Here is a 20,050-nt window from a genome sequence, read left to right as displayed (position 1 = left end):
GTCAGTTCCCCGCCTTCCTTTCCAGACGCATCAGCATCAGTCGCGCGCAGGCGAGAACAATGAATGTCAGCACGAACAGCAAGAGGCCGAGCAGGATCAGGCCCGACTGGTGCAATCCGTCACTCTCGGCGAATTCGCTGGCGATCGCCGCGGAGATCGTGGTGCCGGGCGCGAAGATCGAGGAGGAGATGCGGAACGAATTGCCGATGATGAAGGTCACGGCCATGGTTTCGCCGAGGGCGCGGCCGAGCGCCAGCATGATGCCGCCGATCACGCCGACGCGGGTGTAGGGGATCACGACGTTGCGGACGACTTCCCAGGTGGTGCAGCCGACCCCGTAGGCCGCCTCCTTGAGGACCGGCGGCACCGTCTTGAACACGTCGACCGAGATCGCCGTGATGAAGGGCAGCACCATGATCGCCAGGATCAGCGCCGCGTTGAACAGGCTGAGATAGGATGGCGGGCCTGCGAATATCGCGCCCAGCACCGGCACGCCGTCGAACACGCGGATCATGAACGGCTGGAAGGTGTTGGCGAGGAACGGGCCCAGCACGAAGAAGCCCCACATGCCGTAGATGATCGAGGGGATGCCGGCGAGCAGTTCGATCGCGATGCCGATCGGGCGGCGCAGCCATTGTGGGCAGAGCTCGGTGAGGAAGATCGCAATGCCGATGCCAACTGGAATGGCAATCATCATAGCGATGACAGAGGTGATCAGCGTGCCGTAGATCGGCCCGAGCGCGCCGAGCACCGGCGGGTCTGCCGAAGGCGCCCAGCGCTGGGTCCACAGGAACGAGAAGCCGTATTCCTTCATTGCCGGCCAGGCGCCGGCGATCAGCGAAAGGATGATACCGCCTAGGATCAGGAGCACCGAAATCGCGCAGGCGCGAGTGATCCAGTAGAAGGTGATGTCACCGAGTTTGAAGGCGCTGAGGGCCCTGGCACGATCGTAAGGTCCGGAGGCTGCCATTACGTCGCTTTGAACGGCCATGTCTGCCACGCCAATCCCCTGTGTTTACTCGATCGCAACTTACTGCGCGACCCGTCCTGAACGTTTTCCCGCATCGTCGCAGGATGCACCCCGTCGGGCGTAGACCCGGAATCCACAGCTTCGGTTGCGAAGCGATGGATTCCGGTTTCTCGACTTTGTCGCGCCCGCAGAGGACAGGGCGCGACGCTCGCTATGCGAGGCTCAGCTCTTGATGTCCGACGACCAGGTCTTCTCGATCAGCTTGACGACCGGCTCCGGCATCGGGATGTAGTCGAGCTCTTCGGCGGCCTTGCCACCCTTCTCGAACGACCACTTGAAGAACTTGATGGCTTCCGCAGAGGCCGCCTTATCCGTCGGCTCCTTGTGCATCAGGATGAAGGTCGCCGCGGTGATCGGCCAGGACGCATCGCCCGGCTGGTCGGTCAGGATCACGTAGTAGCCCGGAGCCTTGGCCCAGTCCGCGTTGGAAGCAGCGGCCTGGAACGCAGCAATGGTCGGCTGCACGGTCTTGCCGGCCTTGTTGACCATCGCCGCATAGGTCAGCTTGTTCTGCTTGGCGTAGGCGTATTCGACATAGCCGATGGCGTTCTTGGTCTGGCTGATGTTGCCCGCAACCCCCTCGTTACCCTTGGCGCCAACGCCAACCGGCCACTCGACCGCGGTGCCCGAACCAACCTTGGACTTCCAGTCGGCATTCGACTTGGAGAGGAAGTCGGTGAAGTTGAAGGTGGTGCCCGAACCGTCCGAGCGGCGCACGACGGTGATGGCGTCAGAGGGCAGCTTCAGCTTCGGATTGAGCTTGGCGATCGCCGCATCGTCCCACTTGGTGATCTTGCCGAGATAGATGTTGCCGAGCACTTCGCCCGACAGCACGAGCTCGCCCGGCTTGATGCCTTCGAGATTCACGACCGGCACGATCGCGCCCATCACCATCGGCCATTGGACGAGTCCGTCCTTCTCGAGCTGCTCGGCCTTCAGCGGCGCATCGGTGGCACCGAAGGTCACGGTCTTGGCCTGGATCTGCTTGATGCCGGCGCCGGAGCCGATCGACTGATAATTCAGCCCGTTGCCCGTTTCCTTCTTATAGGCGTCCGCCCATTTGGAATAGATCGGGAACGGAAATGTCGCGCCTGCGCCAGTGATATCGGCCGCAAAGGCCGACGTCGAAACGGCCACCAAGCCGGCAGCGACGATTGTCCTAAAGAAATTCATGGGGTGGTCTCCAATCCTGTGAGCGAAGCGCCGGATGCGCCCGATCGCGCTCACGCCGGTCCGTTTAGGAGCGGTCGATGCTCGTTTTACGAAGGTTGGATGACAGTTGGATGACACATTCAAGCAATTGAAATTGCTTGATTTTATGCCGCCGCAGGGGTCTTCACCTGGGGAAAACAGGCGGTAAAAGTAGCGCCGTTTTTCGGCACGCTTTCGATCAAGAGGCGGCCGCGATGACGGTTAAGAATATGTTTCACCAAGGATAATCCAAGCCCGGTTCCGCCCTGGAGGCGGCTGTCGCCGACGTCGACCCGATAGAAGCGCTCGGTCAGCCGCGGCAGGTGTTCCGGGGCGATGCCGGGACCGAAATCCCGCACCAGGACCCGGATCTCGGGGGCGCCCTCGCCGGAGGCGGCCTCCTTTAGCGAGACGATCACCCGGCCGCCGGAGGCGCCGTATTTCAGCGCGTTCTCGATCAGGTTCTCGAACAGCCGCAACAGCTCCTCCCGGTCGCCCGCGATCATGACCGGCGTCTCGGGAAGCTGGATCTCGATCACGACCTGCCGCTCGCGCGCCAGCGGCTCCAGGCCGTCGGCGACCTGGCGGATGATCGGGATCAGGTCGACGCAGGTGTCAGGGCGGACATGGGCCGAGAGCTCGACCCGCGACAGCGACAACAGATCGTCGATCAGCCGCGCCATCCGCGTAGCCTGGGTATGCATGATGCCAAGGAAGCGCTCCCGCGCCCGCGGATCGTCCCTGGCCGGCCCCTGCAGGGTGTCGATGAAGCCCGACAGCGCCGCGAGCGGCGTCCGCAATTCGTGGCTGGCATTGGCGACGAAGTCGGCGCGCATTTCCTCGACCCGGCGCAGCGGCGTCAGGTCATGGAAGGTCATCAGCATGCATTTGTCGGTGCCGCCGAACAGGGTCGGCACCGGCACCGGCGTGATCACCAATTCCATCCAGCGATCGACCGGGACATGGTCGAGATAGGTGGCGCGCCGCGGCTCGGTGGTGGCAATCGCCTCGCGCAGCGCGGTGATGATCTCCGGCGAGCGCAGCGCGAACTGGGCCAGCTCGTTCTTGCGCAGCGCCGGCGCCAACTGGGCCGCCGCGGCATTGAGATGAATGACGCGGCCGGCACGGTCGAGCAGCACGGCCGGGTCCGGCATGCCGGCGACGACGGCGGCAACCGCCCCGTTCTCGACTGGATTGACGCTGCGGGTGTCCTCGCGGGAGGCCGCCACGTCATGCAGGCGCCAGGGCACCAGCGCCGCGGCGGCGATGCAGAGGAACACCGCAAAGGCGCGGATCAGCGAGAGTTCATCGAGCGCGACCAGCACGCTGAGCGCCAGCCCCGCCGCAAGCAGGACAATAGCCGAGTGCCGCAGCCGGTCAGGCCACGGCGAGAAAAAGGAGGAAGAGGATTCGTGAAGGGCCATTGAGCCGGCTTCTTCCTGTTCAGGCGGCGGCGTCAGGCGCTGGTGTCTCCGCGCTCGCGGACATAAACGGCCTCATGCCGCGGTTTGGCGTCGGAGCCAGCTCCCAAATGGCGCAGGCGCTTGATTCGCGCTCCAAGGATAAGCTCCCGAAACGTCAGCAAGATTACAGATACGACAAAAGGTGAAATATAGTAGAGCATCCGGAACAAAAGCATCCCGCCGAGCAGATCCTCGCGGTCCATCTGCCAGAGGCCGACCAGCATGGCGGCGTCGAATACGCCGAGGCCGCCGGGCGAGTGGCTGGCAAAGCCCAGCAGCGTCGCCGAGACGAAGATGACGGCCACCACGACAAAGCCGAGATTGGGCTCGTCCGGCACCAGCACGTACATCGCCAGGGCGCAGAACCCGAGGTCGATGATGCCGATGCAGATCTGCAAGAGCGTCAGCGGGCCGCCCGGCAGCGTCACTGTCCAGGGCCCGCGCCCGACCACCCGCGGCTGGGTCCAGACCCAGACCACATAGGCTACCAGCGCGACGATGATGGTGAATGCCGCGACCCGATTGAGCCAGGGTGGAAGCTGATCGATCGCGGCGGCGGCTTCCGGATGATAGGCAATCCCGATGCCGAGCACGGCGGCATTGCCGAGCCAGAAGGTCAGCCCGGCCAGGAAGCAGATCTTGGCGACGTCGATCGCGTTCAGCCCCCAGGCCGAATAGATGCGGTAGCGCACCGCCCCGCCGGTGAAGACGCTGGCGCCGACATTGTGCCCGATCGAATAGGAGGTGAAGGCGGCGAGCGCATTGATGCGGTAGGGAACGTGGCTGTGGCCGATCGCGCGCACCGCGAACAGGTCGTAGAAGGTCAGCGTGAAATAGCCGGCCGCCACGAACAGCGCCGCCAGGGCGATCTGGCGCGGCTCGGTACTCTTGATAGCCTCGAGCACCTCGTTGGTGTCGATGCCACGCAGCATGTGATAGAGCACGTAGCACGCGATCGCGATGACCGTGATGCTAATCGCAACGCCCAATTTGTGCAGGACCTGCTTCTGGCGCAGAAACGCGATCGCCCTGCGGATTGCTTCCAGCATCTAGACCTCGAATTGCGATCCTGCGACGACGGCTATCGGGCGAACCCCGCCGACGCTCCGCTGTTCCCTCCCGCCTGTCGTAGCGCGTTTCGGGTCGAAGTGGAATTCGTCTGGCGACGATAAAACGCGCATCTTCAACACATTAGGGGGAGTTCATGACAGCAGGTGCACAGTTTTGCTGCATTCTCTCCGATCCTACAAGGAGTTGACACGTAGGCGCGGGCCATGGCCAGCCCGGCACCGATGCGACCGAACGTCCCGGCAGCAGCCATCGGGAGCACGAAAACGCGCTGGGCGGCCGCAACTTGCCGCCTCACCCGACCACCTCATCGGGCCGGCTGGCTGCGCGACACCACCCAATCACGCAGCCACGATCCCACCAGGCATCCGGCGAGGTAGAGCGCGAACATGATCAGGAACAGGTCGAGCCAATAGCCGAACCGGCCGGGAACGATGTGGCCGAGCGCAAGGGCGATCAGGATCGCCGCGAGCAGCGCCAGCCATCGCGCCAGCTTTCGTGACACGCCTTCCCCGTGCTGCACCACCGATATCCAGCCCATCGCAAGGCCGATCAACAGCGCCGCGAGCAGCCAACCCCAGAAGAACGTCGCCAAATAGGCCATCACTTCACCACGAAATCGATGCGGCGGTTCTGCGCCTTGCCTTCTTCGCTGTCGTTGCCGGCAAGCGGCTGCGTAGCGCCGTAGCCGACCGCCTGGAAGCGGGTTGGCGGCAGGCCCGCTTTGACCAGATAGTCCATCACCGCCTCCGCGCGCCGTTCCGAGAGCGCCTGGTTGGCGCTCTCGTCGCCGTCGCTGTCGGTGTGACCGGCGATCTCGATCGTGGCATTCGGGCAGCGCAGCGCGGTCTCGGTCAGGCGATCGAGCAGGCCCACGGAATCCGCGGAGATATCGGCCTTGCCCGATTCAAAGCGGATCCTCGCCTTCGACAGCAGCTCGGTGAAGAGCTGCTGGCACACGGTCGCATCCACCGGGGAGGCCGCCGGCTTCACCGAAATATCGGCCTTGTACTGCCAGCCTTGCGGAAAATCCCGGCCGAGTCCGGCGCGGATCTGGTTGGCGGCGGCGTCATAGAACGCATCGCCCGACAGCTTCACTTCGCGATCGGTCACCACGAGCGTGCCGGTCGACAGCCGCGACAAGGCGCCGAGCGCGGGCACCACGGCGTTCGCAAAGCCGGAAGGAGCGCCCAGGCTGGCCTTGAGGTTGTCGACGACCTTCTCCGAGAAGAACTTGCGCTCGGCGGCCGCGACGAGCGCGGCATGAGCGTTGTTGTCGGGCACATTGCCGGTGAGCGTCAGCGTCACCGCGACCGGATCCTTGTAGGCCTGGAAGATGTAGGGCGGCGCCTTGATGTCATTGGCTGCGACCGAATAGCCCTCCGGCAGATTCCGTAGCGCGGCCGCGATCGCCTCGCGCCCGCCGAGTTCGCGCGCCATGCCGGACAGGTTGACCTTGGTGTCGGTCAACGTGATCTTGCCATCCTTCAACTTGCCGATCTGGTCGAGCAGCAGCAGCGCCGCACTGTCGAAGCGCGGCGGCGCGCCGCGCGCGAGCGACATCTGGTCGGCGACTTCGACGCTGCCAAGCGTATTGCGGGCCGCTTCGAGCAGCTTGCCCTTGCTCGACGGTAACGGCGCACTGCCGGTGAGTGTCACCCGGACGACGTCGCGCTCGGCCGACCAGACGAATGGCTTTGCTTCGGGAACGAGCCGCGTCTCGTTATTGACGAGGCGCACGCCGGGCACTGCCTCGACGGAGGCCACCGCGCTCTGACGGCCCTCCTCCGAGAACGCCTCGGCGGCAAACGTCACGTCCCGCCCGGCGACCGCGATCCTGCGCTTGTCAAGGATGGTGTCCTTGAGCGCGGCGTTTGATCGCGCGGCGAGATCAGCCTCCACGGTTGCGGTCGTGGTCCAGGCCGCGATACCCCAACAGATGACCAGCGGAATCACGCCCGGCCACCACTTGCGACTCCACTTGAAAAGTTCGTGCATTCGGGGTCCTGGCTCCGGAACCAGAGAGAAAACAAACCCTTGGCTGACTGTCAAACCCGAAATACCGCGTCTGGCAAAGAGCCGCGTATAACCGGGCCGGCTAACCGTTTGTTCAGCGGTGGTTCGCTAATTTCGCGCCGTAATGCAACCGGCCGGCCGATGTCGCGGATGAAAAAACAGCTCAGAAAAACCGTTATCCGCGCCGGGCTCGAAGCGCTGTATTTCTCCGGAGCCCATTTCCTGCTGCGACCAATCTTCGCAGGCGTCGGCGCGGTTTTCATGCTGCACCATGTCCGGCCACGCCGCAACGATGAGTTCCAGCCGAACCATCATCTCGAGGTTGAACCGGAGTTCCTGCGCGCGATGCTGGAGCATCTGCGCTCGCTGGACATCGATATCGTCACCATGGACGAGATGCACCGGCGAATGACCGAGCGCGATTTCGCGCGGCGCTTTGCCTGCTTCACCTTCGACGACGGCTATCGCGACAACCGCGACCATGCACTGCCTGTCATGCGCGAGTTCGACGCGCCGTTCATTGTCTACGCCGCCAGCGATTTCGCGGAAGGGACCGGCCGGCTGTGGTGGATCGCGCTGGAGCAGGTGGTCGCCAAGGCGGCCGCGATCGAGGCGCCGGTCGGCGGAGCGATGACGCCGATCGATACTTCGACGCCGGAGGCGAAACACACCGCCTTCGAGCAGTTGCACGACTGGTTGCGGAGCTTGCCGGGCGAGCAGGATGTCCAGCGCGAGGTTTCGGCGCTGTGCGCACGCCATGATGTCGACGAGACGACGATCGCGCGCAAGTTCTGCATGTCCTGGAACGAACTGAAGGAATTCGCCAACGATCCGCTGGTGACAATCGGCGCGCACACCATCACCCATTGCAACCTCGCCCGGCAGTCCGAGGACGTGGCGGCGTTCGAGATGACCGCCAGTCGGGAGCGGATCGAAGCGGCGCTGGCGCGGCCGGTGCTGCATTTCGCCTATCCCTATGGCGACAAGATCGCGGCCGGCCAACGCGAATTCGCCCTTGCCAGCGCCGCGGGCTTCAAGACCGCCGTGACGACGCGGCCGGGCATGATCTTCCCGGAAAGCGCTGATCACCTGACCGCCGTGCAGCGCGTCTCGCTGAACGGCAACTACCAGGACGCGCGCATCATCCCCGTCCTCACCTCCGGCGCCGCCACCGCCGTCTGGAACGGCTTCCGCCGCATCGACGCGGCGTAGCTTTTCTACCCTCGCTACGGCCCTTCCCTTCTCCCCTTGTGAGAGAAGGTGGCGTGGACGCAGTCCACGCCGGATGAGGGGTTGTCTCCACAGGCGCAGGTGTTCGTGGAGAGAACCCCTCACCCAAGCGAATTTGCCGTAGCGCCGGAGCCGCCCTCTCCCGCAAGGGGCGAGGGCGCATCAACTCGCAGCCTTGAAGTTGTGATGATTGGCGAGCGAACAAAGCACGCGAGCTGCTCCGCGTTGCGGGTAGTTCCTTGACTCGTCTCGATGCTCCTTTCACAACCTTCGGCAAGCAATCGGAGGAACGCATGTTCAAGGATCTGTTTTCACTCAAGGGCCGCATTGCGCTGGTGACGGGTGGATCGCGCGGCATCGGCAGGATGATCGCCGCGGGCTTCCTCGCGCAGGGCGCGGCCAAGGTCTACATCACCGCGCGGAAAGCCGGGCCGTGCGAAGAGACCGCAAAGGAACTTTCGGCCGAATATGGCGGCGAGTGCATCGCGCTGCCGATCGACATCTCCAGTCTCGCCGGCATCGAGGTGCTGGCCACCGAGATCAAGAAGCGCGAGCCGAGGCTCGACATCCTCGTCAACAATGCCGGCGCGGCATGGGGCGCGGACTTCGACGACTTTCCGGAAAGCGGCTGGGACAAGGTGATGACCCTCAACGTCAAGGCGCCGTTCTTCCTGACCAAGGCGCTGGCCGCGCCGCTGCGCGCGGCCGCGAGCGCGGAGCGGCCGGCGAAGGTGATCAACATCGCCTCGATCGACGGCATCTTCGTCAACCCGCTGGAGACCTATTCCTATGCCGCAAGCAAGGCCGGCTTGATCCACCTGACGCGGCGGATGGCGGTGAAGCTGATCAAGGACCACGTCGTGGTCACCGCGATCGCGCCGGGGCCGTTCAAATCGGACTTGAACCGCGCGGCGCGCGACAATGCCGATGAGGTCGCGACGAAGGTGCCGTCGGGCCGGATCGGCACCGACGAGGACATGGCGGGCGCTGCGATCTATCTCGCCTCCCGCGCCGGCGACTATGTGGTCGGCGCCACCATCACGGTGGATGGCGGCATCGTCTATGCGAATGCCGGGATCAAGGGCAGCGGTTGGGATTCTTAGCGACAATTACGGTGTCGTCCCGGCCTTGAGCCGGGACCCATAACCACAGGCGTGTGTGGCAAGCTCCGCCGCAACCACTTGCGCGCGTCCACAACAAACGCCTGTGGTTATGGGTCCCTGCTTTCGCAGGGACGACAGCGAGATCAGCTCTCGATCTTCACGTACTCGAAATCGCCGGGCTTGTTGTCGATACCTACCTTCGGCGGTGAGATCCAAGAGGCGAATTTCCCGATCTCGGTGACGGGCTTCATCAGCGAAGCGATGAACTCGCCATCTTCGGTTGTCGGCAACCATTCAGCCTTGCGCTTCTCCCAGGTCGCCTTGTCGATCAGGATGCCCTCGGGCGTCGCCTCGACGTCCTTGAACTCGCCGATGGCGCGGTGGAAGGCGACGTGCGGCACTGCGAGCTTGAAGTCGTAGCCTGATGTCGAGATCACCTTGTTCCAGCGCAGCATGCCCTTGACGCAGTCCTGCGTATAGTCGTCGCGCAGGCGCATGTTGAGCGCGGTCAGCGCCGGCTCGTCGACCAGCTTGAGCTCGCCGTCGATCAGCTTCAGCACCGGATAGGTCGAGTTCTGGAGCTGATGATCGTCCTCGATCGTCGTCTCCTTGTAGCGGCCCTTGATGCCGGCGTTGAAGGCGTTGGCGGCGTTGGTCGAGACTTCGGAGCCGAACAAATCGAGCGACAGTGAATAATGCAGGTTCAGCTTCTTCTGGATGGTCGGCAGGTCGATCACCCCTAACGCCCGGACTTTCGCGATATCGGTCGGATCCTCGATACCGGCTTCCCGCATCGCCTCGCAGGTCCGCTGCACGACACGGCTGATGCCGGTCTCGCCGACGAACATGTGATGCGCTTCTTCCGTCAGCATGAAGCGGCAGGTGCGCGACAGCGGGTCGAAGCCGGATTGCGCCAGCGAGTGGAGCTGCATCTTGCCGTCGCGGTCGGTGAAATAGGTGAACATGAAGAAGGAGAGCCAATCGGGCGTCTTCTCGTTGAAGGCGCCCAGCATGCGCGGCGAGTCCGTGTCGCCGGAGCGGCGGCGCAACAGGTCATCCGCCTCCTCGCGGCCGTCGCGGCCGAAATATTTCTGCAGCAGATAGACCATCGCCCAGAGATGGCGGCCCTCCTCGACATTGACCTGGAACAGGTTGCGCATGTCGTAGAGCGAGGGCGCGGTCTTGCCGAGATGGCGCTGCTGCTCGACGGAGGCCGGCTCGGTGTCGCCCTGGATCACGATCAGCCGCCGCAGCATGGCGCGGTGCTCGCCTGGCACTTCCTGCCAGGCCGGCTCGCCATAATGGGCGCCGAACGGAACCACGCGATTCTCTTCCTGCGGCGCGAGCAGGATGCCCCAGCGATATTCGGGCATCTTGACGTAATCGAACTTGGCCCAGCCGCGCGGATCGACCGAATAGGCGGTGCGCAGATAGACCAGCGACTGCTGGAAGCCTTCCGGTCCCATGTCGCTCCACCAGTCCATGTAGCCGGGATGCCAGCCCTCCAGCGCCTTCAAGACCTGGCGATCCGCCGACAGGTTCACGTTGTTGGGAATCTTGGTCGAGTAGTCGACGTTCATGATGTTGACGTTCATGGCAGCCTCCTTGGGGCATATTCTTTCCGTCATGCCCGGGCTTGTCCCGGGCATCCACGCACTTCCCTCCCTCGACGAAGGAAGACGTGGATGGCCGGGACAAGCCCGGCCATGACGCACCAAATCTTCAAACCCGCGTCATATCGAACTGCGCCTTCTGGCCGGTGCCGTAACGGCGCAGTGCGCCCTCCTCGCCGACCGCATTGGGGCGCTGGAAGATCCAGTTCTGCCACGCGGTCAAACGGGCAAAGATTTTCGATTCCATGGTCTCGGGGCCGACGAAGCGCAGGTTGGCTTCCATGCCGGTGAGGCCGTCGGGGGAGAAGCTGGTGCGCTCCTCCAGGAACACGCGCACCTCGTCGTCCCAGTCGATGTCGTCGAGCGCGAAGGTGACGAGGCCGAGCCCTTCGGCCTCTTCCGCATCGAGCGCCTTGCCGATCGCGCCACGCGCCCGCTCAAGATCGGATGGGTCGGCCTGGAAGCGTGATTGCAGACGGGTGAGTCCGTGGCTCATCGGATAGGGCCCAAAATTCATCGCGGTGAGCTGGATCGCGGGCGGCGGACGGTTGTCGCCCTCGCGCGAGCCGATCAGCATGTAGGAGCGATCGGCGGCGAACACGAGTTCGGCGAGCGTGCCGACGAAACAGGAGCCGGGCTCGACCAGCGCCACCAGCGTGCGCGAGGTGACGTCGATGCGCTTCAGCACGCGCTTCCAAATGTGCCTGATCTCGTTGACCAGCCAATGGGACTTATTGGCTTCGAGGAAATCGTCGTAAGCGACGACATGAGCGGGATCGCCGTGGCTCTTGAACACCAGCATCGCGATCCCGAGCTCGTTGATGCGCAGATGCAGGATCGCGTCATCGAGCTCGCGCGCGACCTGCAGCGGCCAGAACGCCGCTCCTTGCGCGATCAGACCGTCGATATCGGACGGCGGCGCGGCCTCCGGCGCCTGGATCGAGATCGTGGCGATGCGTGCGGCGCGGTCGATATCGACGCTGACGAAGCCATAGCGGATGCTGTTCTCGTCGATCACGCGGTTGAGGGGCGAGAGCGCAATGCCCTTGCCGCTGCCGTTGCGCGTCGACTTGGCGGCGAATTCCTTGACGCGGTCGGCGAGCTTGCCTTCCAGCTTGCTGTTCGGCGCGATCTCGTCGACGAGGCGCCACTGCACGGCGCGCTTGCCCTTGATGCCTTCCTCGATGGTGCAGAAGAAGTCGGCATGGTCGCGGCGGACCTTGCGCTTGTCGACGACACGCGTCAGCCCGCCGGTGCCCGGCAGCACCGCGAGCAGCGGCACTTCCGGCAGCGCCACGGCGGCCGCGCCGTCGTCGGCGAGGATGATGTGGTCGGTCGCCAGCGCCAGCTCATAGCCGCCGCCGGCCGCGGTGCCGTTGACGACGGTGATGAAGCGCTGGCCGGAATTCTCCGAGGAATCCTCGATCCCGTTGCGGGTCTCGTTGGTGAATTTGCAGAAATTGACCTTGTGCGCGTGCGTCGAGCCCGCGAGCATGCGGATGTTGGCGCCGGCGCAGAACACGCGGTTCTTGCCCGAGCGCATCACCACGACCTTCACATCGGGATGCTCGAAGCGCAGCCGCTGCACGGCGTCGGCGAGTTCGATGTCGACGCCGAGGTCGTAGGAATTGAGCTTGAGCTGGTAGCCTTCGAACAGGCCGGCATTCTCGTCGACGTCCATGGTCAGGGTTGCGACCTCGCCGTCGACATCAAGCTTCCAATGCCGGTACCGGGACGGGTCGGTCTGAAAATCGATGTATTTCGCGCCGTTCGCGAGCACGCGATCCTCACCGGCCATGAGCCACCCTTGTGCGTTATTGGTTATCTGGATATGCACAATAATTCATGTTTTGGAATAGGTCTAGTCAAAAACGCGAGAACATGCACTTTGCTTCATGTTCCGGTACTCGGCCAATGGCCTAGGCCGCTTGCGGCTGGTCAGTCCGCAACGCCGCCTCGGCAAAATCCGCGATTGCGTTGAGCGTTGCCTCCGGCGCCTCGCGGTGCGGCGAATGTCCCGCGCCCGGAATGACCGTGACATCGACCGGGCAGTAGCACTCTTCCTTGGCGATCTCGGCCTGGCGCAACGTCCCGTACTGGTCGGCCCCGCCCTGCACGATCGCGATGGGTACGCGGACATAGGCGAGGTATTCGGAAATATCCCAGTCCCGGAATTTCGAATCGAGCCAGGCGCCGCTCCAGCCGTAGAAGGCGTTGTCGACGTCCTTGTGCCAGCGCGCCAGCTTCTCCTTCAAGTTCGTACTCTCGTACATCGTCTTGATCTCCGCGATCGACTTCACCGAGATGTCCTCGACGATGAAATGCGGCGCGATCAATGCGATGCCCTGCAGGCGATGGTCCTGGTGCGAGCCGGCGTAGATCGCCGCGATCGACGCACCATCGGAATGCCCGACCAGAAGCCCGCGGCGGAAGCCAATGGCATCCAACAGCTTCGGCAGCACCTCCTGCGCCTCGGTGTGCATATAGTCGAGCGGCCGCGGCAGCTTCACCGGGCTCGAGGCGCCATAGCCGGCGCGCGAATAGGCGAACACGCCGGCGCCGGTCGCTGCCTGCAGCTTCTCCGGAAAGTCACCCCACAGTCCGACCGAGCCCAGGCCTTCATGCAGCATCACGATGGTTGGTGCTGCGTCAGGAGCCGGACCGATCATGCGGTATTCGAGATCGGAGCCGTTGATGCGAAGGAAGCCGGACGGAGAAAGAGTCATGTTGCTCCACTTGTGTCTCTCGTCATGCCCGGGCTTGTCCCGGGCATCCACGTCCTTTTGCCAAGTGGCGAGACGTGGATAGCCGGGTCAAGCCCGGCCATGACGACTAGTGTTCCCGCAGCTTGAAGCGCTGGATCTTGCCTGTCGCGGTCTTGGGCAAGCTCTCGACCACCTCGATCCAGCGCGGATATTTCCACGGGCCGATCTTCTGCTTGACGTACTCCTTCAGCGTCTCGTGCAAGCCATCGGTGTTCGCGTCCGCGCGCAGCACCACAAAGGCCTTCGGCTTGAGCAATCCTTCCGGATCGGCTTCCGGCACGACGGCGGCTTCCAGCACCGCGGGATGGGTGATCAGCGCGCTCTCGACCTCGAAAGGCGAGACCCAGATGCCGGATACCTTGAACATGTCGTCGCTCCGGCCGCAGAAAGTGTAACGGCCCTCGGCATCGCGGATGTATTTATCGCCGGTGCGGGTCCAGTGGCCTTCGAAGGTCTGCCGGCTCTTGCTGCGCTGATTCCAGTAGCCCTCGCCGGCAGAGGGCGCATCGACCAAGAGTTCGCCGACTTCGCCGTCCGGCACGTCGGTGCCGGACTCATTGACGAGGCGCACCCTGTAGCCGGGGACGGGACGGCCGGACGAGCCGTATTTGATGTCGCCGGGCGCATTCGACAGGAAGATGTGCAAGAGCTCGGTCGAGCCGACGCCGTCAAGGATATCGACGCCGAAACGCGCCTTCCAGGCATTGCCAACGGATTCCGGCAGCGCCTCGCCGGCGGAGGTGCAGATGCGCAGCCGCTTCCCCGCGGGCATCGTCTTCGACGCTTCATCGTGCAGCATCGACGCGAACAGCGTCGGCACGCCGTAGAAGATGGTCGGGTGATATTTGTTCATCAGCGCGAACATCACCGCAGGCGTCGGCCGCTCCGAGTTGAGGATGGTGGTGGCGCCGACCGACATCGGGAAGGTGAGCGCGTTGCCGAGACCGTAAGCAAAGAACAGCTTTGCCGCCGAGAGCCCGATGTCGTTCTCCTGGATGCCGAGCACCTGCCTGGCGTAGGTCTCGGCCGTCGCGGCGAGATTGGAATGCAGGTGGCGCACGCCCTTGGGCATGCCGGTCGATCCTGACGAATAGAGCCAGAATGCGGGCTCGTCGGGATGAGTCGCGGCGGTCGTGAAGTCATCGCCCTCGCGCGCCAGCTCGTCGGAAAACGTCTTGTGGCCGTGCGCATCCTTGCCGGAGACCACGACATGCTCGAGGTCAGGCATCCGCCCGACGATGTCCTTCACCATCGGCAGCAGCGCGTCGGAGATGAACAGCACCCGCGCGCGGCAGTCGGCGAGCACATAGGCATATTGATCCGCGGTGAGCAGCGTATTCAGCGGCACCGGCACCACACCGGCGCGGATCGCGCCCAAGAACACGATCGGGAAATCGACCGTGTCGAGCATGATCATCGCCACCCGCTCCTCGCGGCGGACGCCGAGACGGCGCAGCAGGTTGGCAAGGCGACGCGTCTGTCGCTGCAGCTCGCCATAGGTGAGTTGCGAGACGGTGTCGTCGAAGACGAGCTTGTCGCCGCGGCCCTCGTCGACATTGCGGTCCAACAGCCAAGTCACCGCGTTGTAGGAGGTGCCGCTCATGCCCTGCTCCGTACGCCTACGCGCGCCACGACGTCTCTCCCCAGATTTTAAGAATTATAATTCATAGAAAGCCACTGGAGCGGCTTGCTGTCAATCCTCGTCGGCACTATCCTTCCTGCGACTCCTTTGCGGGGGGACATGACAGACCAAGGCGATCCTGAAACCGATTTCCTAGAACAGCTCGGCCAGCGCGTGCGCACGATGCGCGCGCTGCGCGGCATGTCGCGGAAAGTGCTCGCCAAGGTTTCGGGAATTTCGGAGCGCTATATCGCGCAGCTCGAAAGCGGCAAGGGCAATGTCTCGATCGTGCTGCTGCGCCGGGTGTCGCACGCGATGGGCGCGCATCTGCAAGACCTGATCCCCTCCGCTGAACCGGCGCCGGACTGGGCCGTGATCCGCGATCTCCTGCGCAAAGCAACGCCGGACCAGATCGCGCATGCCAAGGACATCCTCGCCGGCGGCAGCGCATCCACGCCGCGGCGCGCCTCATTCTCTGGCATCGCCCTGATCGGGCTGCGCGGCGCCGGCAAGTCCACGCTCGGCAGGATGCTGGCGAAACGAATCGGCTGGAGCTTTGTCGAGCTCAACAAGGAGGTCGAGCGCGAGAACGGCCTCTCCGTCGCCGAGATCATCGCGCTTTACGGCCAGGAAGGTTTCCGGCGCATGGAGCAGGCCGCGCTGAAGCAATTGCTGACGCGGAACGAACTGATGGTGCTGGCCACCGGCGGCGGCATCGTCTCCGAGCCGTTGACCTTCGACCTGATCCTGTCGTCGTTCTACACGATCTGGCTGAAGGCCGAGCCGGAGGAACACATGGCGCGGGTGCGCCGGCAAGGTGATCTGCGGCCGATGGCCGACGATCGCTCGGCGATGGCCGAGCTGCGCAATATCCTGCTCAGCCGCGAGCCGCTTTACTCCCGCGCATCGGCCGTGGTCGATACGGCCGGCCTTTCCGTCGATGCCGCAGCCGCGCGGCTGATCGAAGCAGTGACGCCGGTGCTGCAGAACCAGGCGCGCAGTTTTGGCTTGCGCAGCGTGGCGATGTAGTTACGCCAACCACGCAACTCCCCCGTCGTCCCGGGCTTGACCCGGGACCCATAACCACAGACCTTTGTTGTATGCTCCGCCGCAACTGCTTGCTCGCGCCACAACCTCTCCCTGTGGTTATGGGTCCCCGCCTTCGCGGGGACGACAGTCGTAGAATGGAAAGAGCGAAGCGCAATCCGGGCTACACGCTTCAGAGCAACCTGCCTCTCACATCCTCCGCTCCCTCGCGCAGCAGCGGCAGGAAGCGTTCGATCAACTCTTCCGTCGGCACGCGGTCGACATGGGCGCCCATGTTGATGGCGGCAACGATGGTGTCGTCGTAGCGGCGCACCGGCACCGAGATCGAGCGGAAATGCGGCTCGGCTTCGCGGTCGACCAGTGAATAGCCCTTTTGCCGATCGGCAATGATGGCGGCGAGCAGCCGCTTCGGGTCGGTCACCGTCTGCGGCGTCAGCGCCTCGCGGCGCATCGCCTTCAACCGCATTGCCAGTTCTTCATCACGGAGCCGGCCGAGCATGGCGCGGCCGACCGAGGTGCAGAAGGCCGGCAGGCGGTAGCCGATATCGAGACCGCTGGAGAACATCCGCGCCGGGCTGCCGCGCGCGACGAACACCACCTCATCGCCATCGAGCAAGGCCAGCGAACTAATCTCCTGCGCCGCGCTCGCGATACGATCGAGCACCGGCTGGAGCACCGCGATCACCTGGTTCGAGCGCAGGTACGATCCTGCGAGCGTCAGCACATGCGCCGTGAGCGTGAACAGCTTGCCATCCGTTGCGACGAAGCCGCCGCGCTCCAGCGTGAACAGGATGCGCCGCGCGGTGGCGCGCGGCAGGTCGGCGGCACGCGCCAGATCGCTCAGCGTCGCAGGGCCGGTGATGGTGCCGAAGATCTGGAGCAGCCGCAGCCCACGGTCGAGGCTTTCGACGAAATCGGTGGCGCGCTCCTCGCGATCTTCACGCTTCAGCTTCGGCATAGCCCGCCCTTGGCGGCGCGGATCAAAAATTGGGCTTGCCGCCGTATTGAGCCATGGCATAATTCGCCCATTCGTTCAATAGGCGAACAAATCCAGATACCCGGGAAGGAACGCCGCCATGATGAGCCAGGAGCAGAACGACCTGATCACCCGCACCGGGCCGAAGGATCCGTGCGGGAAATTGATGCGGATGTACTGGCAGCCGGCGGCGCTGGTTGACGAACTCGAGGGGCCGCGGCCGGTACGCCCCGTCAGGCTGCTTGGCGAAAATCTCGTACTGTTTCGTGACGAGCAGGGCCGCTACGGCCTGATCGAGCGCCATTGCGCGCATCGCGGCGCCGACCTCGCCTTCGGCCGGCTGGAACATGGCGGCCTGCGCTGCGCCTTCCACGGCTGGCTGTTCGACGTCACCGGTCAATGCCTGGAGACGCCGGCCGAGCCGAAGAACTCGCAGCTCTGCAAAGGCATCCGGCAGCGCTCCTATCCCGTGGTCGAGAAGAGCGGCATCCTCTGGGCTTATCTCGGCGAAGGTACCCCGCCGGCCTTTCCGGAGATCGACTGCTTCGTGGCGCCCGGCAGCCACACCTTCGCCTTCAAGGGTCACATGAACTGCAACTGGCTGCAGGCGCTCGAAGTCGGCATCGATCCCTCGCACGCCTCCTACCTGCACCGCTTCTTCGAGGACGAGGACACCTCGACCGCGTATGGCAAGCAGTTCCGCGGCGCGTCCGCGGGATCCGAGATGCCGATGACCAGGATCCTGCGCGAATATGACCGGCCCACCATCAATGTCGAGCACACCGAATATGGCCTGCGGCTGATCGCGCTGCGCGAACTGGACGAAGCGCGCACCCATGTGCGCGTGACCAACCAGCTCTTCCCGCACGGCTTCGTCATTCCGATGAGCACGGAGATGACGATCACGCAGTGGCATGTGCCTGTCGATGACGAGAACTGCTACTGGTACGCGATCTTCACCAGCTACACGGCGCCGGTCGACAAGAAGAAGATGCGCGACCAGCGGCTCGAGCTCTATGAGCTGCCTGACTACATCTCGCGCAAGAACAGGTCGAACGATTACGGCTTCGATCCGCACGAGCAGATGACGGCGACCTATACCGGCATGGGCAACGACATCAACGTCCACGACCAATGGGCGGTGGAATCGATGGGCCCGATCCAGGATCGCACCAAGGAGCATCTCGGCCAAAGCGACAAGGCGATCGTGCAGTATCGCCGGCTGTTGCGGCAGGAGATCGAAAAGGTGTCCGGCGGCGAGAAACCGATGCTGTTCCTGGATGAGGCGACCTCCCGCAGCATCCAGGGTCCCGCGACCATGGACGGCATCGGGCCGACCCAGGGCTGGGAGCTCTACTGGATGGAAGTCGACGTCAAGCGGCGCCGCGGCGCGCCGTGGGCCGCGCCGGTGCCGAGCGAGATCGCCGGCAAGGTGCGGCATCTCTCGGCGGCCGAGTGAGCGGGCGGCGTCAGCAAGGGGGAACAGCGCGTTGAGCTTTGTCCAGCGTCACGGCCTGTGGTCGGATGAGCAAAAGGCGGCGGCGGCGCGCGTCCGCCGCATCGTCGAAGAAAACAACCTCGAAGTCATCCGGCTGTCGTTTCCGGACCAGCACGGCATCCTGCGCGGCAAGACGCTGATCGCAAGCGAAGCGGTGCGCGCGCTGGAAAGCGGCTGCTCCATCACCACCACCATGCTGGCGAAGGACACTTCGCACAAGACGGTGTTTCCCGTATTCACCGCCGGCGGCGGCTTCGGCATGAAGGAGATGGAAGGCGCCGCCGACGTGTTGATGGTGGCCGACCCCACTACGTTCCGGATACTGCCATGGGCGCCCACGACGGGCTGGCTGCTCTGCGACATCTATTTCAATGACGGCCGGCCGGTGCCGTTCGCGACGCGCAATCTCTATCGCAGGGTGCTCGAACAGCTCGGCGCGCGCGGCTATGACTTCATTGCCGGCCTCGAGGTCGAATTCCACCTTTTCAAGCTCGACGACGCGCATATGGCGCCGGAGGATTCCGGTCAGCCGGGCCGGCCGCCCTCGGTGAGCCTGCTCTCGCACGGCTATCAATATCTGACCGAGCAGCGCTACGACCAGATGGAGCCGGCGCTGGAGATCATCCGCCGCGACGTCCTCGCGCTCGGCCTGCCGCTGCGCTCGGTCGAGGTCGAGTTCGGCCCGAGCCAGTGCGAATTCACGTTCCAGCCGACCGCAGGCATCGAGCCGGCCGACACCATGGTGCTGTTCCGCGCCGCCGTGAAACAGATCGCGCGGCGGCATGGCTATCACGCGACCTTCATGTGCCGCCCGAAGCTGCCGAACGTGTTTGCGTCGGGCTGGCACCTGCATCAGTCGCTGATGTCGCGCACAAGCGGCGAGAATGCACTCATGGCGAGGGAGCCCGACCAGGCCTTGAGCCCGTTCGGGTCCTGCTATCTCGCCGGGCTGTTGGAGCATGCCCGCGCCTCCACCGTGTTCACGACGCCGACCATCAACGGCTACAAGCGCTACCGCTCCTACTCATTGGCGCCGGACCGCGCGATCTGGGGCCGTGACAATCGCGGCGTCATGATCCGCGTGCTCGGCGGCGCGGGCGATCCCGCGACGCGGCTGGAGAACCGGATCGGGGAGCCGGCCGCCAATCCCTATCTCTACATGGCCTCGCAGATCCTGTCGGGGCTCGACGGCATCGACCGCAAGCTCGATCCGGGGCCATCGGCCGACACTCCGTACGAAACCAAGGCGGCGCTATTGCCAAAGAGCCTGCGTGAGGCGGTGTTCGCACTGAGCGACGACCCGTTCTTCCGTCAGGCGCTGGGCGCGGAGTTCGTCGATTACTACGTGCACATCAAGAACGCCGAGATCGAGCGCTTCCAGGCCGAGGTGTCCGACTGGGAGCATCGCGAATATTTCGAGATGTTCTGA

Annotated in this window: 16 protein-coding genes; 5 read left to right on the top strand and 11 right to left on the bottom strand. The window is 64.2% G+C overall.

All coding sequences use genetic code 11. The features are described 5' to 3' along the window. Position 1: 1 nt before the first annotated feature. The 6 genes from pstC to YY7_RS0111970 all read right to left on the bottom strand — a co-directional run bounded on the left by pstC (position 2) and on the right by YY7_RS0111970 (position 6,750). Positions 2 to 991 (bottom strand): phosphate ABC transporter permease subunit PstC, encoded by a 990-nt coding sequence (gene pstC, locus YY7_RS0111995; RefSeq protein WP_035689936.1) that lies wholly within the window; start codon positions 989 to 991, stop codon positions 2 to 4. Positions 992 to 1,192: 201 nt separating this feature from the next. Further along, entirely contained in the window at positions 1,193 to 2,203 is a 1,011-nt protein-coding gene (gene pstS / locus YY7_RS0111990) for a phosphate ABC transporter substrate-binding protein PstS (protein WP_028163449.1), read from the bottom strand. 143 nt (positions 2,204 to 2,346) lie between these two features. Then, positions 2,347 to 3,645, bottom strand: coding sequence for an ATP-binding protein (locus YY7_RS0111985; RefSeq protein ID WP_028163448.1), 1,299 nt, complete (start codon positions 3,643 to 3,645; stop codon positions 2,347 to 2,349). A 32-nt stretch (positions 3,646 to 3,677) separates the two neighbouring features. Further along, a complete protein-coding gene (locus YY7_RS0111980; RefSeq protein WP_028163447.1) occupies positions 3,678 to 4,733 on the bottom strand; it encodes a lysylphosphatidylglycerol synthase domain-containing protein in 1,056 nt (351 codons plus the stop codon). 326 nt (positions 4,734 to 5,059) lie between these two features. After that, positions 5,060 to 5,356 carry a hypothetical protein gene (locus YY7_RS0111975; protein WP_028163446.1) on the bottom strand — a complete coding sequence of 99 codons (297 nt, stop codon included), beginning with the start codon at positions 5,354 to 5,356 and terminating at the stop codon, positions 5,060 to 5,062. After that, positions 5,356 to 6,750, bottom strand: coding sequence for an OmpA family protein (locus YY7_RS0111970; RefSeq protein ID WP_028163445.1), 1,395 nt, complete (start codon positions 6,748 to 6,750; stop codon positions 5,356 to 5,358). Before YY7_RS0111970 ends, YY7_RS0111975 begins: the two co-directional genes overlap by 1 nt. A gap of 168 nt (positions 6,751 to 6,918) precedes the next feature. On the opposite strand from YY7_RS0111970, the gene YY7_RS0111965 reads away from it, so the two are divergent. Both YY7_RS0111965 and YY7_RS0111960 read left to right on the top strand, forming a co-directional pair. Further along, positions 6,919 to 7,980 (top strand): polysaccharide deacetylase family protein, encoded by a 1,062-nt coding sequence (locus YY7_RS0111965; protein ID WP_035689957.1) that lies wholly within the window; start codon positions 6,919 to 6,921, stop codon positions 7,978 to 7,980. 311 nt (positions 7,981 to 8,291) lie between these two features. Next, positions 8,292 to 9,101 (top strand): SDR family oxidoreductase, encoded by an 810-nt coding sequence (locus YY7_RS0111960; RefSeq protein ID WP_028163443.1) that lies wholly within the window; start codon positions 8,292 to 8,294, stop codon positions 9,099 to 9,101. Positions 9,102 to 9,244: 143 nt separating this feature from the next. Here the strand turns inward: YY7_RS0111960 and boxB are convergent, their stop codons facing one another. The 4 genes from boxB to YY7_RS0111940 form a co-directional block, all read right to left on the bottom strand. After that, the gene (boxB, locus tag YY7_RS0111955; RefSeq protein ID WP_028163442.1) at positions 9,245 to 10,696 is read right to left on the bottom strand and encodes a benzoyl-CoA 2,3-epoxidase subunit BoxB; all 1,452 of its coding nucleotides are present in this window, start codon (positions 10,694 to 10,696) and stop codon (positions 9,245 to 9,247) included. Positions 10,697 to 10,823: 127 nt separating this feature from the next. Then, positions 10,824 to 12,512 carry a 2,3-epoxybenzoyl-CoA dihydrolase gene (gene boxC, locus YY7_RS0111950; RefSeq protein WP_028163441.1) on the bottom strand — a complete coding sequence of 563 codons (1,689 nt, stop codon included), beginning with the start codon at positions 12,510 to 12,512 and terminating at the stop codon, positions 10,824 to 10,826. 121 nt (positions 12,513 to 12,633) lie between these two features. Then, positions 12,634 to 13,440, bottom strand: coding sequence for an alpha/beta fold hydrolase (locus YY7_RS0111945; protein ID WP_028163440.1), 807 nt, complete (start codon positions 13,438 to 13,440; stop codon positions 12,634 to 12,636). Between the two features lie 106 nt (positions 13,441 to 13,546). Further along, positions 13,547 to 15,082, bottom strand: coding sequence for a benzoate-CoA ligase family protein (locus YY7_RS0111940; RefSeq protein WP_028163439.1), 1,536 nt, complete (start codon positions 15,080 to 15,082; stop codon positions 13,547 to 13,549). Between the two features lie 138 nt (positions 15,083 to 15,220). Between YY7_RS0111940 and YY7_RS0111935 the strand changes: the two genes are divergently transcribed. Further along, positions 15,221 to 16,129 (top strand): helix-turn-helix transcriptional regulator, encoded by a 909-nt coding sequence (locus tag YY7_RS0111935; protein WP_028163438.1) that lies wholly within the window; start codon positions 15,221 to 15,223, stop codon positions 16,127 to 16,129. Positions 16,130 to 16,319: 190 nt separating this feature from the next. Here YY7_RS0111935 and YY7_RS0111930 read toward each other — a convergent pair whose 3' ends face one another. Next, a complete protein-coding gene (locus tag YY7_RS0111930; protein WP_028163437.1) occupies positions 16,320 to 17,105 on the bottom strand; it encodes an IclR family transcriptional regulator domain-containing protein in 786 nt (261 codons plus the stop codon). 118 nt (positions 17,106 to 17,223) lie between these two features. Between YY7_RS0111930 and YY7_RS0111925 the strand changes: the two genes are divergently transcribed. Next, entirely contained in the window at positions 17,224 to 18,582 is a 1,359-nt protein-coding gene (locus YY7_RS0111925) for an aromatic ring-hydroxylating dioxygenase subunit alpha (protein ID WP_028163436.1), read from the top strand. Between the two features lie 31 nt (positions 18,583 to 18,613). Next, a complete protein-coding gene (locus tag YY7_RS0111920; protein ID WP_028163435.1) occupies positions 18,614 to 20,050 on the top strand; it encodes a glutamine synthetase family protein in 1,437 nt (478 codons plus the stop codon).

Origin of the sequence: Bradyrhizobium elkanii WSM2783 (assembly GCF_000472865.1) — a bacterium.
Taxonomy (GTDB): Bacteria; Pseudomonadota; Alphaproteobacteria; order Rhizobiales; family Xanthobacteraceae; genus Bradyrhizobium; species Bradyrhizobium elkanii_A.
The sequence above is the reverse complement of the archived record's forward strand: the minus strand, read 5'-3'. Positions and strand labels throughout refer to the sequence as shown.

Excerpts from the sequence above, each read along its gene's own strand:
- pstC (WP_035689936.1), bottom strand. The coding sequence starts at position 991 with ATGGCCGTTCAAAGCGACGTAATGGCAGCCTCCGGACCTTACGATCGT.
- pstS (WP_028163449.1), bottom strand. The coding sequence starts at position 2,203 with ATGAATTTCTTTAGGACAATCGTCGCTGCCGGCTTGGTGGCCGTTTCG.
- YY7_RS0111985 (WP_028163448.1), bottom strand. The coding sequence starts at position 3,645 with ATGGCCCTTCACGAATCCTCTTCCTCCTTTTTCTCGCCGTGGCCTGAC.
- YY7_RS0111980 (WP_028163447.1), bottom strand. The coding sequence starts at position 4,733 with ATGCTGGAAGCAATCCGCAGGGCGATCGCGTTTCTGCGCCAGAAGCAG.
- YY7_RS0111975 (WP_028163446.1), bottom strand. The coding sequence starts at position 5,356 with ATGGCCTATTTGGCGACGTTCTTCTGGGGTTGGCTGCTCGCGGCGCTG.
- YY7_RS0111970 (WP_028163445.1), bottom strand. The coding sequence starts at position 6,750 with ATGCACGAACTTTTCAAGTGGAGTCGCAAGTGGTGGCCGGGCGTGATT.
- YY7_RS0111965 (WP_035689957.1), top strand. The coding sequence starts at position 6,919 with ATGAAAAAACAGCTCAGAAAAACCGTTATCCGCGCCGGGCTCGAAGCG.
- YY7_RS0111960 (WP_028163443.1), top strand. The coding sequence starts at position 8,292 with ATGTTCAAGGATCTGTTTTCACTCAAGGGCCGCATTGCGCTGGTGACG.
- boxB (WP_028163442.1), bottom strand. The coding sequence starts at position 10,696 with ATGAACGTCAACATCATGAACGTCGACTACTCGACCAAGATTCCCAAC.
- boxC (WP_028163441.1), bottom strand. The coding sequence starts at position 12,512 with ATGGCCGGTGAGGATCGCGTGCTCGCGAACGGCGCGAAATACATCGAT.
- YY7_RS0111945 (WP_028163440.1), bottom strand. The coding sequence starts at position 13,440 with ATGACTCTTTCTCCGTCCGGCTTCCTTCGCATCAACGGCTCCGATCTC.
- YY7_RS0111940 (WP_028163439.1), bottom strand. The coding sequence starts at position 15,082 with ATGAGCGGCACCTCCTACAACGCGGTGACTTGGCTGTTGGACCGCAAT.
- YY7_RS0111935 (WP_028163438.1), top strand. The coding sequence starts at position 15,221 with ATGACAGACCAAGGCGATCCTGAAACCGATTTCCTAGAACAGCTCGGC.
- YY7_RS0111930 (WP_028163437.1), bottom strand. The coding sequence starts at position 17,105 with ATGCCGAAGCTGAAGCGTGAAGATCGCGAGGAGCGCGCCACCGATTTC.
- YY7_RS0111925 (WP_028163436.1), top strand. The coding sequence starts at position 17,224 with ATGATGAGCCAGGAGCAGAACGACCTGATCACCCGCACCGGGCCGAAG.